This window comes from Collinsella aerofaciens ATCC 25986 (genome assembly GCF_010509075.1).
Classification (GTDB): Bacteria; Actinomycetota; Coriobacteriia; order Coriobacteriales; family Coriobacteriaceae; genus Collinsella; species Collinsella aerofaciens.
On the sequence record NZ_CP048433.1, the window covers coordinates 733,061 to 747,979 of the forward strand.

Sequence of the window (14,919 nt, forward strand, 5' to 3'; positions counted from 1 at the left end):
CCATGGACCTTGCCGATATTCGCCAGGCCATCGATGGCATTGACACCACCCTGCTCAACAGCTTCGTCGAGCGCATGGACATTGCCACCGAAGTCGCCAAATCCAAGATCGAGATGGGCAAGGCCGTCTTTGACCCCGCCCGTGAGCGCTCCAAACTCAACAACCTCGCCGGCCGCGCACCCGAGCGCTACGAGGCTCAGACCATCGCTCTGTTCCGCCTCCTCATGAGCATGAGCAAGGCCGAGCAGCAGCGCTACATCAACGAGCTCGAAGGCATCACGGTGTCGCAAAAGGCCCATGCCACGGCCGCAGCCTTTAACACACCCTTCCCCCAGACGGCCACCGTCGCCTGTCAGGGCGTTGAGGGCGCCTACAGCCAGATCGCCGCATGCAAGCTCTTCGACGTGCCCGATATCGCGTTCTTTGAGACCTTTGAGGGCGTCATGCGCGCCGTACGCGACGGCTTTTGCGAGTTTGGCGTGCTGCCCATCGAAAACTCAACCGCTGGCTCTGTCAACGCCGTCTACGACCTGCTCGCACAGTTCGACTTCCATATCGTGCGCTCGCTGCGCCTCAAGATCGACCACAACCTGCTCGTCAAACCCGGCACCAAACTCCAGAGCGTACGCGAGGTCTACAGCCACGGCCAGGCCATCGCCCAGTGCGCCGGCTTTATCGAGGGCCACGGCCTGCATGCCACCAAGTACCCCAACACCGCCATGTCGGCCGAGATGGTCGCCAACTCCGAACGCACCGACGTCGCCGCTATCGCCTCGCGCAGCTGTGCCGCGCTGTATGGTCTGGAGGTGCTGGAGCCCAACATCCAGGACTCGGACAACAACTACACGCGCTTTGTCGTCATCAGCCGCGAACCGCGCGTCTATCCCGGTGCCAACCGCACCTCGCTCATGATCACCACGGCCAACGAGCCGGGCGCGCTCTATCGCGTACTCGAGCGCTTCTACGCGCTCAACATCAACCTCATCAAGCTCGAGAGCCGCCCCATCCCCGGGCGCGACTTCGAGTTTATGTTCTACTTTGACCTGGACTGCCCCTTTGGCAGCAAGGCCCTCGACGACTTGCTCGACTCGATCGACGACGTGTGCGAGAGCTTCACCTACTTTGGCAGCTACACGGAGGCGCTCTAGATGACCGATACCGCCGCAACCCGCCCCTACGGCGTCCTGGGCCGTGTGCTAGGCCACAGCTACACCCCGACCATCTACAAGGAGCTCGCGGGGCTCGAATACGTGCGTTTTGAACGCGAGCCCGAGGATCTTGAAGCCTTTATGACGGGCGACGAGTGGGAAGGTACCAACGTGACCATCCCCTACAAGCGCGCCGTCATGGAATATCTGGACGAGCTGAGTCCCTTGGCCGAGCGCATGGGCAACGTCAACACCATCACACGCCTACCTGACGGTCGCCTGCGTGGCGACAATACCGACTACTTTGGTTTTCGGTGCCTGGTCGAAGAGTTGGGCGTAGAGGTTGCCGGCAAGAAAGTCCTCGTGCTCGGTGCCACCGGCGGTGCCGGTACCACGGCCAGCATGGTGCTCGGCGACCTGGGCGCCATCGTCGTACCCGTGGGTCGCACGAGCGAGATCAATTACGGCAACATCGCGCAGCAATCCGATGCGGCACTGCTCGTCAACTGCACGCCCGCCGGCATGTTCCCCCACTGCCCCGACGCTCCCTGCACGCTCGAAGGCCTCGATGCGCTCGAGGGCGTCATCGACATTGTCTACAACCCCGCCCGCACGGGTCTGATGCTCGAGGCCGAGCGCCGCGGCATCCCCTACATCGGCGGCCTGCTCATGCTTGTGGCACAGGCGGCACAGGCTGTCGAGCGTTACACCGGCCAAGCCACCCCGCGCGAGCGCATCCTGGACGTAACGGAGCGCCTGTCCCGCCGCGAGCAGAACATCGCGCTCATCGGCATGCCGGGCTCGGGCAAAACCCGCGTGGGCGAGCAGATCGCCCAGCTCACAGGCCGCGAGCACATTGACTTGGACCGAGCCCTCGAAGAGCGCCTAGACATGCCCTGCGCCGACTTTATCGTCGAGCGCGGCGAGGCGGCCTTCCGCGAGCAGGAGACGGCAGCGCTGGCCGACATCTCCAAGCGCAGTGGCCTGGTGCTCTCCACCGGCGGCGGCGTGGTAACGCGCGATGAGAACTATCCGCTGCTGCACCAGAACAGCCAGATCGTGTTGCTCAACCGCAAGCTCGACGAACTCGCCCACAAGGGACGCCCTATCACCGCCCGCGACGGCATCGACAAGCTGGCCGAGCAGCGTATGCCGCGCTACCGCACCTGGGCCGACTACATCATCGACTCACGCGACTGCGCCGCCAACACCGCCCATGCCCTCCTCGACACCCTCCCACCCGCTCTCTAACCAAAACCACCACAAAGGGGACAGGCACCTTTGTGGTGGTTTTTCAACCGCAAAGGAAGCAACCATGAAAGCACTCGTCATTAACGGCCCCAACCTCAACATGCTCGGCATTCGCGAGCCAGGCATCTATGGCAGCGACAACTACGACCGCTTAGTGCAGATCTGCCAGGAAGCGGGCACTGCACAGGGCTTCGACGAGGTCGAGGTTTTCCAGTCCAACCACGAGGGCAACATCGTCGACAAGATTCAGGAGGCCTACGGCAAGGTCGACGGCATCGTCATCAACCCGGCCGCCTACACACATACGAGCGTGGCGATCCTCGATGCGCTCAAAGCCGTCGCCATCCCGGCCGTGGAGGTCCACATTAGCGCAGTCGAGACCCGCGAAGACTTCCGCCAGGTGAGCTACGCCCGTCTGGCCTGCTTCGCCACCATCACCGGAGAGGGCCTCCAAGGCTACGCCCACGCGTTGGAGCTGCTGAAAGAGCATCTCGAAAAGTAAAATGCCAACCCCAACAAACAGCAGCGGCTTGCTCGCGCTCGGCTCCAGCAACACACAAGATGAAAAAAGCCCAGACCACCAAGCGGTCCGGGCTTAATAAACGATGGTGCTCCATGGCGGATTCGAACCGTCGACCTTGGGATTAGAAGTCCCCTGCTCTATCCAACTGAGCTAATGGAGCAAATAACCGCACGCCCAAGCACGCGCACGCGTGCCAGGCGCTAGTAATTATAACCTAGTTGAACTGCTCGCGGTACGCCTTGCAGACCTCATCAACCGGGCCGTCCATGCGAAGGTCGCCCTTCTCAATCCAAACGGCGCGCTGGCAGATGCGCTCAACCTGCTCCATGGAGTGCGAAACGAACAGAACCGTCACGTCGCCGCTCTGGATAAAGTGCTGAATACGCGCCTCGCACTTTTGCTGGAAGAACACATCGCCGACGGACAGCGTCTCGTCAACGATCAGAATATCGGGCTCGGTGATCGTCGCGATTGCAAAGGCAATACGCGCCACCATGCCCGAGGAGAAGTTCTTAAGCGGCATGTCGACAAAGTTCTGCAGCTCAGCGAACTCGATAATGCCGTCAAAGTTGGCGTCGATGAACTCCTTGGTGTAGCCGAGCAGGGCACCGTTCAGATAGATGTTCTCGCGGGCGGTCAGCTCGGGGTCAAAGCCGGCACCAAGCTCAATCAGCGGCGCGATGTTACCGTGCACCTTAACGCTGCCCTCACTGGGCTCAAGCACGCCAGCGATGATCTTGAGCATCGTAGACTTGCCGGAACCATTGGTGCCGACCAGACCCACAACTTCGCCGCGATGAATATCGAACGAGATGTGCTTAAGCGCCCGAAACTCCTCAAAGAACAGCTCGTGCTTGGCAAGCTTAATGAAGTACTCCTTGAGGTTGGTCAGCGACTCGGACGCCATGTTAAAGATCATGGTGACGTCGTCGACCTCGACAGCCAGAGGCTGCTCGCTGTAATCAACAACAGATTCAGTCATCACAGCACTCCTTAGATGTAGAGGATGAACTTACGCTCGGACTTATGGAACACGGTATAGCCAATGGCAAGCGCAAGAACCGCCCAAGCAACGCACATGCCAAACGTCATAAGCGAAGGCGTGGTCTGGAACAGGAAGATATCGCGCATAAACTGCAGATAGTTGTACATGGGGTTCGCATATACCAAGATACGGACAATATGGGGCATCTGCGCAACAAAATCGGTCGTCCAAAAGATGGGCGTGATATAGGTCCACGCCGTGATGACAACGCTCCACAGATGCATGACATCACGGAAGAAGACCGTGAGAGCGGAGAGCATCATGCCCAGGCCCATGCAGAAGCACATAAGCAGCAGTAGGCAGACCGGCAGCAGAATCAGGTGCCAAGAAGGCATAACGTGGAACCACAGCATAACGATGGCAACGGCGACCAGCGAGAAGGCAAAGTTGACCAACGAGAAGAGCACCTTCTGCACCGGGAAGACCCAGCGGTGCACTTTAACCTTCTTGAGCAGCGGAGCCGCGCCCACGATCGACGTCAGGGCCTGGTTCGTAGACTCGGACATGACGGCAAAGGTGACGTTACCCACGATCAAGTACAGCGGGTACATCTCGGGCGTAATTGAGCCATTGCGGCCCTGGGCGAAAATCGTCGAGAACACGATGGCCATGACGATCATCATCAGCAGCGGGTTGAGCACCGACCATGCGACGCCCAGAACGCTACGGCGATACTTGATCTTAAAATCCTTGGTAACCAGCTGACGAAGGATAAACGCATCCTTCTCAAATTCGTTCTTAGCAAACGTCGCAGGCAGACTGCGAGTTTCTTGTTGCTTTGTCTGATCCGACACGGATGCAACTCCTTTACTCGTAATCGTTGACAAACGAACAGTATAGACCCGACGACCATGCAAACGATTCACGCAACAAAACTGGAGAACTAACCCACATCTTAGGATGCCATGACCAAACGGCTATACTTTCAAGGATTGAATGTATAAGGAGCATTGAGTGAATTCTGAATCCATCGCCGTCATCATCCCCTGCTACAACGAAGCGCTCACGATCGGCAAAGTCATCGACGACTTTCACCGCGAGCTTCCGCAAGCGACGGTCTATGTCTATGACAACAACTCGTCGGACGATACCTCACGCATCGCCACCGAGCACGGCGCCACGGTCCGCTTTGAGCCCCGTCAGGGAAAGGGCAACGTGTGCCGCCAGATGTTTCGCGACATCGACGCCGATTGCTACCTGATGGTCGACGGCGACGACACCTACCCCGCCGAGGCGGCCAAAGCCCTCTGCGAGCCTATCCTCAGCGGCACGGCCGACATGACCGTAGGCGATCGCCTTTCCAACGGCACCTATGCCGAGGAGAACAAGCGTGCCTTCCACGGCTTTGGCAACAATCTGGTCCGTGCCATGATCAAGTGGATCTATGGCTACAGCTTCGATGATGTCATGACCGGCTACCGTGCCATGAGCCGCCCGTTCGTTAAAACCTTCCCTGTGCTTTCCGAGGGCTTCCAGATCGAAACCGAGCTCTCGATCCACGCCGTCGACCACCGCTGGCGCATCAAGGATGTGCCCATCGAGTACCGCGACCGTCCGGAAGGTTCCGAGTCCAAGCTCAATACCGTAAGCGACGGCATTAAAGTCGTTGCGATGATTGGCACGCTGTTCAAGGACTACCGCCCTCTGAAGTTCTTCAGCCTCGTCGCGCTTCTGTTTGCGATGATCGGCCTCGCCTTGGGCACGCCCATCGTTGTCGAGTATTTCCAGACCGGCCTCGTTCCGCGCTTCCCCACCGCCATGCTCGCCGCGTCGTTTATGTTCCTGTGCGGTCTGAGCCTTGCGACCGGCTTCATCCTCGATTCCGTGGCAAAGGTCGAAAAAAAGCAGTGGGAGGTCAACGTGTACAGCAAATACGCCTACGATGACCAGCCCGGCAGGTCCGCCACCACGCCAAGCGAGTGAAAGATCTTGGTAGTGTCGAGAAAGTTGGTGTAGAGCCCCATCCGAAGCGAGTCGGCCCGGCGTCCTGGAATCTGGAATACGGTTGATATCCTATGCCGCCTCGACCCTGTCCGCAAGCTCGAGGCCGGACTCGAGCATCTTCCTGGCCTCCGCCTCAAGCCGCGCCCAATCGACGGGACCGTCGATTCCCCGAGTGCGACCGTCATCGTAGAGCTCGTTCATCCTCACCTCCGAGAAGTACCTGGACTCCTGCCATATCTCGTCCTGCTCGCACATGACCGCGCCCGCGAGCCGCACCAGCGAGCCCGTGGAGGGGAACACCTGCACGACGCGCGACCTGCGCTTTATCTCCCGGTTGGTCCTCTCCTGCACGTTGTTGGTGCGCAGGCGCTTCCAGTGGGTCGGCGGGAAGTCGAGGTAGGCCAGCGCGTCGGGCTCGGCCTCCTCCAGCACCGCCGCCGCCCTGGGGCAGCACCCCTCCAGCATGTCGCACGCCGCGTGGTACATGGCCGTCACGGTGGCGGCGTCGCGCCCGCGGAACACCTGCGACACGATCCTGCCCACGCGGCGCCTGAGCTGCCAGGAGCCGGCCTCGCGCATGCAGTCGCGCATGAGGTGGACCGCGCAGCGCTGCCACGCGGCGCCCTGGAAGACCTCGCCGAGCGCCCGGACGAGCCCCGGGTGGGCGTCCGAGACGACGAGCCGCACGCCCGCCGCCCCGCGCGAGCGGATAGCCCGCAGGAAGGCGAGCCACGAGTCGTAGGACTCGGTGTCGACCACGTCGACGCCCAGGACGCGCCTCCAGCCGCCCGCATCGCAGCCGATGGCGGTGACCACGGCGGTGGAGGCGACGCGCCCCTCGCGGCGGCACTTGACGTAGGTCGCGTCGAGCCAGACGTAGGGCACCGGCGAGCCGCCGAGCGGCCTTGCGCACAGGTCCTCGATGTCTGCGTCCAGGCTCGAGGCGATGGCGCTCACCTGGTCCTTCGAGAGTCTGGAGACGCCCATCTTCTCGGCCACCCTCTGCACCTTGCGGGTGCTGGTGCCCGTGGCGTACATCTCGGCCACGGCGGCCACGAGGGCGCGGTCGACGCGCTGGTAGCGCTCGAGCACGTCCTCGGGGAAGAAGCTGCCGGAGCGCAGCTTGGGGATGCGCAGCGTCAGCGTGCCGACGCAGGTGGCGAGCGACCTCTCGCGGTAGCCGTTTCGGCTGTTCCCCCCGCCACCGCAGAGCTGGTCGGCCTCGGCGTCCATCACGGCGTTCACGACCTGCTCGGCGAGACGCCTGAGCAGCTCCTGCATGTCGATGGCGCCGTCGTCGAAACGGGGCATGGCGAGCATGTCCGGCGTCGGGTCTGATAAGATTTCCATAGCGGTCTTCGTCCTTTCCTAGAACCTGTTGTTGTGGTGATTTCAGATTCTAGGACGATGTTAGCGCCGGGCGATTTTAGCCGCTAATAGTCAAACTATTTTGACCAATCCCGGTCACCGAATAATGGCCACCGTGCCTCCCCGCCGCCACTACGCTGGTGGTGCCAACACGCCGGCGTTAGGAGGACCATTGAGGTGAACGAGAGACACGATGACCTACAGGAGATTATAGACGCGGCGCTCCGGGAGATGGCCGCGGAGGAGGGCGACGGGTTCGACCCGCAGGCATGCAACCTCGCGGAGTTCTGCAGGAGGACGGGGCTCACCCGCTCCCGCGCGAGGACGGTCAGGGCACACGGGTTCAGGGCCCTGCCCCACGGGAACAGCGGGAGGAGGGCCGCGCCGGGCGTGCTCGCCGGCCACACCGGCCTGGTGGACGACCTCCTGCGGAAGGGCGTCACCAACTCGCAGGTGATATTCGAGCGGCTGCTCGGCCAGGGCTACGCCGGCGGCCTCACCACGGTGAAGACCTATATCGCCGCGCACCGGGACCTCGTGCCCGCGAAGAGGCGGCAGGCGGCCCCGCAGGGCTGCCGCGGCCAGCGCTTCAGGACGGCGCCCGGAGAGGCCTACCAGATGGACTGGGGCTTCGTCGCGGTCGAGCGCCCCGGCGGGGAGCGGGCGCGGATCGCCTGCTTCGCCATGGTCTGCCACCATTGCGGGGGCGCCCACGTCGAGTTCTTCCCGAACGCGCGCCAGGAGAACCTCCTCATCGGGATGCTGCACGCGTTCTCGGCGCTGGGCGTGCCCGCGACCGTGCTCACCGACAACATGAAGAGCGTGGTCGTCCGCCGCGATGCCGACGGCCGGCCCGTCTGGCAGGCCGACTACGCCGAGTTCATGGGCGTCGTCGGCTTCCGCACCAGGCTGTGCAGGCCGCGCCACCCCTATACGAAGGGCAAGGTGGAGAGGCTCGTCCGCTTCGTGAAGGGGAACTTCCTCGCGGGAAGGTCCTTTACCGACCTTGACGCCCTCAACCGGGAGGCCGCCCTCTGGTGCGCCGAGCAGGGAGGCCGCTGGCGGCGCGCGGCGGCATGCGTCCCGATGCGCGAGCACGAGGCGGCGTGCTCGGCGAACACCAGGCCGCTCGAGGTCACGGCCGAGGTCGAGCGGTACCTGTGCCCGCGCCGGAAGATCTCCTTCGACGGCTTCGTGAGCTTCGAGGGGCACCGCTACGGCGTGCCCTACTGGTACGTCCGCCGCGAGTGCAGGGTGAACCGGGAGGGGCGCGTGGTGCACATATACAGCGACGACCTCTCCCGCGAGCTCGTCGCCCACGCCGTCGGCACCGGCGCCGACAGCTGGTGCGAGGGGCAGTGGGAGACATCGCCGGCGCAGCCCGAGGAGCTGCCGACCCAGCCGGTGGGGACCGTGGTCGAGCAAATCGCCCCGCCCAGGACGAAACCCGGTTTCGAGAGGTTCGACTTCGGGAGGGCCGAATGATGGCGGGCGCGGGGGCGAGCCCCTACGAGCTCGCGAGCGACGCCGCGTCGAGGCTCGGGATCGCCGTCGGGGCGGAGGAGCTCGCGACCCTCGCCTCGGACCTCGACCTCGGCGACGGGGAGATGGCCGCCGTGGCAGCCACCTTCTCCTACCTTGCGGAGAAGAGGAGGCTCGCCTCCATCGAGACGCTGCTGAGGCTGAGCAGGCTGCCCAGGCGCGAGCCCAAGACCTTCGAGGGCTTCGACTTCTCCAGGATCCAGGGCCGGGACGCGGCCGCGCTGGGCAAGCTCCCGTCGCTGGCCGACCTCTACGCGCACCGCAACGTCGCCTTCGTCGGGCCCGGCGGCATAGGGAAGACGCACCTCGCGCAGGCCTACGGGCGCGAGTGCTGCATGCGGGGGCTCAAGACCTACTACATAAAGGCGACCGAGCTCAGGGACAGGTTCCAGAAGGCCGTCCAGCGGGGAAACACCTCGCGGGTCGTCTCCTCGCTCGTCAAGCCGTCGTGCCTCATCGTTGACGAGGTGGGGAGATGCGTCTACGACAGGCCGTGCACCGACCTGTTCTTCGATGTCGTCGACAGGCGCTACGAGAAGGAGGGGCCGAACGCGATGGTCCTCACGAGCAACATCGCCCCGAGCGGGTGGGATGAGTTCTTCACGGGCGACGACACGCTCCTCTGCGCCCTCGACAGGCTGTTCGACAAGGCGTCGGTGTTCGTGATGCGGGGCCCGAGCTACCGCGGCAGGGGGCTTGACACCTACTCGGTGGAGGCCGTCCCCCAGGCGGTGAAGGTGAGGGGGATCCAGCCCGAGGGGATGTAGGAATGCGATAGGAAAGTCATAGATGCGGGCGTGTTGGCTAAAATGGGTCGGCCGGGATTGGTCAATCTCGGCCGACTATATTTGGCTAAATTATTCCGACGCTAACAACGAGGGCCGCTCTTCGTTAAGCGGCCGCTGGGGCGTCACCCTTACACCAACATTTTCGACGCGATCAAGATCTTCCGCAAAATACTATTGGCACCACTGCGCAGATAGCCATCAACAAGAAAAGCCGCCGTTAAAGAACGGCGGCTTTTACTCTCGAAAAGTTGATAGCGGCTAGAGCGTCTTGAGGTACTCCCCAAGCTCTTCCTCCCAGTCGGGCATGTGGAACCCGACCGACTCGAGCCTGGAAAGGTCGAGCGCGGAGTGGACCGGGCGCGGGGCGACGGGTCCCTCGGCGCCGCCGTAGTAGTCGGCGGTGCTGACCGGCACGACCTTGTCCCCGTTGCCGTTGGCGGCCTCGAAGACGGCGCGGGCGATGTCGGCCCAGGACTTCACGGCGCCGGAGCCGGTGCAGTCGTAGGTGCCGTAGGGGGCGTGCGTCCCCAGCACATGGAAGATGGCCCGCGCCATGTCGCGCGTGAAGGTCAGGCGGCCCAGCTGGTCGTCCACGACGGTGACCTGCGTGAGCCCGTCCTCGGGGTCGGCGACGCGGTCGGAGAGCGCCTTCATCGTCTTGACGAAGTTGTGCCCTTCGCCGATGACCCAGGAGCTGCGCATGATGTAGTGGCGGGGGCAGCCGGCCACGGCAATGTCGCCCGCGGCCTTGGTCTGGCCGTAGACGGACAGCGGGCTGAGGGGCTCGTCCTCGGTATGGACCTCGGCCGTGCCGTCGAAGACGTAGTCGGAGGACACGTGCACGAGGGTGATCCCGTGCCCGGCGCAGGTGCGGGCGAGCAGGGCCGGGCCGGTGGCGTTGGCCTTCCAGGCGGTCACGCGGCCCTCGGGGGCCTCCGCTTTATCGACCGCCGTGTAGGCACCGCAGTTGATCACGGTGCCGTAGAGCGACCAGTCGTACTGCGCGTAGGCGTCCGGGTCGGACATGTCGAAGGTGTCGATGTCGCAGAAGTCGAAGTCCTTGGCGACGCCGCGCTCCTCGGCGAGCGCGCGCACCGCATGGCCCAGCTGGCCGTTGCAGCCGGTGACGAGGGTGCGCTTCGGCGCCATGGGGACGACGTCCCTCAGCATCGGGTGGTTGAGGTCCGCCTCGGAGACGGTGGCCTGGTCGAGCGGGATCGGCCACTGGATGTTAAGCTCGGGGTCGGCGAGGTTCACGAAGGTGTAGGTCCTCTTCAGCTCGAGCGACCAGTGGGCGTCCACCAGGTAGGTGTAGGCGGTGCCGTCCTCCAGGGCCTGGAAGGAGTTGCCCACGCCGCGCGGGACGTAGATGGCCTTGCTGGGATCCAAAACGGTCGTGAACACCTTGCCGAAGGTCTCGCTGCCCTCGCGCAGGTCCACCCAGGCGCCGAAGACGGAACCGCGGGCCACGGAGATGAACTTGTCCCAGGGCTCCGCGTGGATGCCGCGGGTGACGCCGCGGCTGTCGTTGTAGGAGACGTTGTTCTGGACGACCCTGAGGTCCGGGATGCCCAGCGCGGTCATCTTGGCGCGCTGCCAGTTCTCCTTGAACCAGCCGCGCGAGTCGCCGTGGACGGCGAGGTCGACGACCTTGAGGCCCACGATGCCGGTCTCGGCGACGGCGAGGTCCTTCTCGAATGCGATGTCTGCCATGTCTCTCCCCTCCTACTGGCCCTGTGCGCGGTAACGGGCCTCGGTGGCCTCCTTGGCCGGGCGCCACCAAGACTCGTTGGCCACGTACCAGTCGATGGTGGCCTTCAGGCCCTCGGCGAAGTCGGTGTGCGCCGGCCTCCATCCCAGCTCGCGCTGGAGCTTGGTCGAGTCGATGGCGTAGCGGCGGTCGTGGCCGGGGCGGTCGGCGACCCAGTCGAAGTCCTCGGGGTCCTTCCCCATCGCCTCGAGGATCATGCGCAGGACCGTGATGTTGTTCCTCTCGCCGTCGGCACCGATGAGGTAGGTCTCCCCCATGCGGCCCTTGGTGAGGATGTCCCAGACGGCGCTGGAGTGGTCCTCGGTGTGGATCCAGTCTCGGACGTTCTCGCCGCGGCCGTAGAGCTTGGGGCGGACGCCGTCGACGATGTTCGTGATCTGCCTGGGGATGAACTTCTCCACGTGCTGGTAGGGGCCGTAGTTGTTGGAGCAGTTGGAGATCGTGGTGCGCAGGCCGTAGGTGCGCGTCCAGGCGCGCACGAGCATGTCGGAGCTGGCCTTGGTCGAGCTGTACGGCGAGGACGGCTTGTAGGGCGTCTCCTCGGTGAACTTGGCGGGGTCGTCGAGCGCCAGGTCGCCGTAGACCTCGTCGGTGGAGACGTGGTGGTAGCGGATGCCGTACTTACGGACGGCCTCCAGCAGGCGGAAGGTGCCCTCCACGTTGGTGCGCAGGAAGGGCTCCGGGTCGGCGATGGAGTTGTCGTTGTGGCTCTCTGCGGCGTAGTGCACGATGGCGTCGTGGCCCGGGACGATGCGGTCCAGCAGCCCGGCGTCGCAGATGTCGCCGACGACGAGCTCGACCCTATCCTCGGGCAGGCCCGCGATGTTCTCGGGGTTGCCGGCATAGGTCAGCTTGTCCAGGACGGTCACGTGCACGTCGGGGTGGTTGTTGACCACGTAGTGCACGAAGTTGCTGCCGATGAAGCCGCAGCCGCCGGTGACGATGATATTCTTCGGTTCGAAAAACCCAGACATAAAAATCCAATCTGAAGCAAGTACAGCTTCTTTAGTATGCCGCAGGAAGTGACGCCGCGACACTATTCAACAAAACTATCGGACATTTCGGCATGCGATAAGAGCCATAACCTTCGCAGAATTACTTCCCCTACAAAACGCCTCCGGAATGCAGTCTTTGTCGTACCGGAAGACCGAATTCCCAGTTTTATCGCGTAAGTACTTATAGAAGAAGTCTTCCCAGCTTTTAAACTTCTCACTGTTTACAAAGGCTTCTGGGGTTTCCAAAACCGCCTTAACATCTAACCCTGAAATTACGCCAGAGCTCAGCAGAAGCCACTCGAATGACTCGGGAAGACAAACCGTAACAGTATCGCGATGAATGTCTTGCAGCTTAAGGACGCGGTCCGCATAGCACCCAAATGCCGCTCCGTCCGCGACAACAAACACGCGATCGTCGAAATGCTGATCCAACCAGCCCAAAATCGCGCTGTTCGTCATGGCCGAAGCACAGGTAAGCTCACTATCAGCGAAATGCCGTTCAAAGAACTGGAAACCAGACTTACTGTCCTCGCATAGAAGGATAGAAAAGTCCTGTTTTGGCGCCGATCGGGAAATAGCATAACGATGATTTCCGCGATCTTGATAAACAGGGACGAAGGAATGGTATTTTCCGCTCGTCTTAATCTTGTAAATCTCATCCACGCTATACGGAAGATTGGGGAAATCAGCCCTTGAGATCAGCACGAAATAATTCGAGGAATACAGCACATGATGGGCAAACTCATCAGAATGGATCTCTTTTAAGCCCTCATCGACAAATACAATCGAGTCATGAACGGACGAAAGCTGGTTTCGCCAATCATAATCGGTCAGGGCGACACAGGGACAATCGCATTGCAAGGAGACACCCGACTGCTCGCCCGTTCGCATGTAGTCTGCGACCATGTCAAACAGTGTCGTCTTACCCGTGCCACTATCGCCACGCACAATAGTGATGTTCCGCTTGATGGTAAATGTGTACTTAGTTCCCCTGCGGCGGGAAATCTTAACGAGATGCGAACCGTTCATAAGCAGTACCTACAGATACGGAATCGACTCGTGAATCAATTCGGCCATGTTGTGAACGATTCGGCCGCTATTCACGACTTTAATTTTAAAATCCTCGCGACCAAAGTCCATCACATGATAGAGATTCACAACGAGCTTGCGGTCTTTCGCCATGTCAAGAATCCACTTGGCACAGTTGTCACCACAGGTAGAGGCGTTAAAAATATGCTTACGATCAAATCTCATAAGCAGCAGCGTTTTCACGCCACCAGAAAGCTGGAGTGGGGAGATGGATCCAAGCACGGGGCTTTCGATGACGTTTTCGGAGACAACATCCGATCGATCGACATCTTTAATTATCGAGACTGCATAGGGATCCGTAATCCAAGTAGACCGGTAAGAGTTTTTGAAATATGTCGCTGTGTTGTAAATCGCTTCTGGCATATCGCCAAAGTAGACGCTTAACACATCCACTCCCAATCATATTATCTTTATGGTCAACGTAATCATAACGAAAGGGGCCACCAGATAAACGGTGACCCCTAAAAGAAAACAAGCTGGCGCTAGTACTCGCGCGGGCTGTTGACGATCTCGCCGGCGGCGACCTTCTTCAGGTGCCGGCCGTAGACCGACTTGCCGTAGGCCTTCGCGGCCTCCTCGAGCCCGGCGGTCGTGATCCAGCCGTTCTCCCAGGCGATCTCCTCGGGGACGGACACCGGCAGGTCCTGTGAGTGCTCCACGGCGCGGACGAACTCCGCCGCCTCGTGCAGGCTCTCCATGGTGCCGGTGTCCAGCCACGCGTAGCCGCGGCCGAGGGTGACGACCGACAGCGTCCCCTCCTCCAGGTACATCTGGTTGAGCGTGGTGATCTCCAGCTCCCCGCGGGCGGAAGGCTGAACCTCGTGCGCCTTGGCTGCCACGTCGCCCGGGTAGAAGTACAGGCCGGTGACGGCGTAGGAGCTCTTGGGCGCCTCGGGCTTCTCCTCGATGGAGACGGCCCTCCCCCGCGCGTCGAACTCCACGACGCCGAAGCGCTCGGGGTCGTCCACGTGGTAGCCGAAGACCGTGGCGCGGCCCGACTCGGCGTTCTGGACGGCGCGCGTCAGGTGGCGCGACAGGCCGTTGCCGTAGAAGATGTTGTCGCCGAGCACCAGGGCGCACGGCTCGCCGGCGATGAAGTCCTCGCCGATGGTGAAGGCCTGCGCCAGGCCGTCCGGCGAGGGCTGCTCGGCATAGGACAGGTTCACGCCGTAGCGCGAGCCGTCGCCGAGCAGGCGCTCGAAGTTGGGGAGGTCCGTCGGGGTGGAGATGACCAGGATGTCCCGGATGCCCGCCAGCATGAGGGTGGACAGCGGGTAGTAGATCATGGGCTTGTCGTAGACCGGCAGCAGCTGCTTGGAGGTCACGAGCGTGAGCGGGTACAGGCGCGTGCCGGACCCGCCGGCGAGGATGATGCCTTTCATAACATAACTCCTTAAAAAATAAAGCAGCCAGACATTGCATGCTTGCGGCAACGTTAACTTAAAGGTCTACGTT

At 62.1% G+C, this 14,919-nt stretch carries 14 protein-coding genes and 1 tRNA gene; 6 read left to right on the forward strand and 9 right to left on the reverse strand.

Features of this window, described 5'->3' with window-relative positions; translation table 11 throughout:
- Positions 1 to 2 precede the first annotated feature (2 nt).
- From pheA to aroQ, 3 genes are all read left to right on the forward strand, one after another.
- The gene (gene pheA / locus GXM19_RS03420; RefSeq protein WP_006236049.1) at positions 3 to 1,148 is read left to right on the forward strand and encodes a prephenate dehydratase; all 1,146 of its coding nucleotides are present in this window, start codon (positions 3 to 5) and stop codon (positions 1,146 to 1,148) included.
- A complete protein-coding gene (locus tag GXM19_RS03425) occupies positions 1,149 to 2,399 on the forward strand; it encodes a shikimate kinase (protein WP_006236048.1) in 1,251 nt (416 codons plus the stop codon).
- Positions 2,400 to 2,463: 64 nt separating this feature from the next.
- Positions 2,464 to 2,901, forward strand: a complete 438-nt coding sequence (gene aroQ, locus GXM19_RS03430) for a type II 3-dehydroquinate dehydratase (protein WP_006236047.1) — start codon at positions 2,464 to 2,466, stop codon at positions 2,899 to 2,901.
- Between the two features lie 104 nt (positions 2,902 to 3,005).
- Here aroQ and GXM19_RS03435 read toward each other — a convergent pair.
- From GXM19_RS03435 to GXM19_RS03445, 3 genes are all read right to left on the reverse strand, one after another.
- Positions 3,006 to 3,082 (reverse strand) — tRNA-Arg (locus tag GXM19_RS03435).
- A 54-nt stretch (positions 3,083 to 3,136) separates the two neighbouring features.
- Positions 3,137 to 3,904, reverse strand: a complete 768-nt coding sequence (locus GXM19_RS03440; RefSeq protein ID WP_006236046.1) for an ABC transporter ATP-binding protein — start codon at positions 3,902 to 3,904, stop codon at positions 3,137 to 3,139.
- A gap of 11 nt (positions 3,905 to 3,915) precedes the next feature.
- Positions 3,916 to 4,761: an ABC transporter permease gene (locus tag GXM19_RS03445; RefSeq protein ID WP_239057650.1), complete on the reverse strand. Its 846-nt coding sequence runs from the start codon at positions 4,759 to 4,761 to the stop codon at positions 3,916 to 3,918.
- A 160-nt stretch (positions 4,762 to 4,921) separates the two neighbouring features.
- Here GXM19_RS03445 and GXM19_RS03450 point away from each other — a divergent pair, with 160 nt between their 5' ends.
- A complete protein-coding gene (locus GXM19_RS03450; RefSeq protein WP_040359934.1) occupies positions 4,922 to 5,890 on the forward strand; it encodes a glycosyltransferase family 2 protein in 969 nt (322 codons plus the stop codon).
- A 90-nt stretch (positions 5,891 to 5,980) separates the two neighbouring features.
- Here GXM19_RS03450 and GXM19_RS03455 read toward each other — a convergent pair whose 3' ends face one another.
- A complete protein-coding gene (locus GXM19_RS03455; RefSeq protein WP_006234240.1) occupies positions 5,981 to 7,261 on the reverse strand; it encodes an IS256 family transposase in 1,281 nt (426 codons plus the stop codon).
- A gap of 249 nt (positions 7,262 to 7,510) precedes the next feature.
- Here GXM19_RS03455 and istA point away from each other — a divergent pair, with 249 nt between their 5' ends.
- Positions 7,511 to 8,764 (forward strand): IS21 family transposase, encoded by a 1,254-nt coding sequence (istA, locus tag GXM19_RS03460; RefSeq protein WP_006235233.1) that lies wholly within the window; start codon positions 7,511 to 7,513, stop codon positions 8,762 to 8,764.
- Entirely contained in the window at positions 8,761 to 9,588 is an 828-nt protein-coding gene (locus GXM19_RS03465) for an ATP-binding protein (protein WP_006234068.1), read from the forward strand. The genes istA and GXM19_RS03465 overlap by 4 nt, the downstream gene beginning before the upstream one ends.
- Positions 9,589 to 9,867: 279 nt before the next feature.
- Here GXM19_RS03465 and GXM19_RS03470 read toward each other — a convergent pair whose 3' ends face one another.
- The 5 genes from GXM19_RS03470 to rfbA form a co-directional block, all read right to left on the reverse strand.
- Positions 9,868 to 11,322, reverse strand: a complete 1,455-nt coding sequence (locus tag GXM19_RS03470) for a sugar nucleotide-binding protein (protein ID WP_006236237.1) — start codon at positions 11,320 to 11,322, stop codon at positions 9,868 to 9,870.
- Positions 11,323 to 11,334: 12 nt separating this feature from the next.
- Positions 11,335 to 12,354, reverse strand: a complete 1,020-nt coding sequence (gene rfbB / locus GXM19_RS03475; protein WP_006236236.1) for a dTDP-glucose 4,6-dehydratase — start codon at positions 12,352 to 12,354, stop codon at positions 11,335 to 11,337.
- A gap of 75 nt (positions 12,355 to 12,429) precedes the next feature.
- Positions 12,430 to 13,404, reverse strand: a complete 975-nt coding sequence (locus tag GXM19_RS03480; RefSeq protein WP_006236235.1) for a hypothetical protein — start codon at positions 13,402 to 13,404, stop codon at positions 12,430 to 12,432.
- A 9-nt stretch (positions 13,405 to 13,413) separates the two neighbouring features.
- Entirely contained in the window at positions 13,414 to 13,851 is a 438-nt protein-coding gene (locus tag GXM19_RS03485; RefSeq protein WP_040360074.1) for a DUF4869 domain-containing protein, read from the reverse strand.
- A gap of 95 nt (positions 13,852 to 13,946) precedes the next feature.
- Positions 13,947 to 14,846 carry a glucose-1-phosphate thymidylyltransferase RfbA gene (gene rfbA, locus GXM19_RS03490; RefSeq protein ID WP_040360061.1) on the reverse strand — a complete coding sequence of 300 codons (900 nt, stop codon included), beginning with the start codon at positions 14,844 to 14,846 and terminating at the stop codon, positions 13,947 to 13,949.
- Positions 14,847 to 14,919 lie beyond the last annotated feature (73 nt).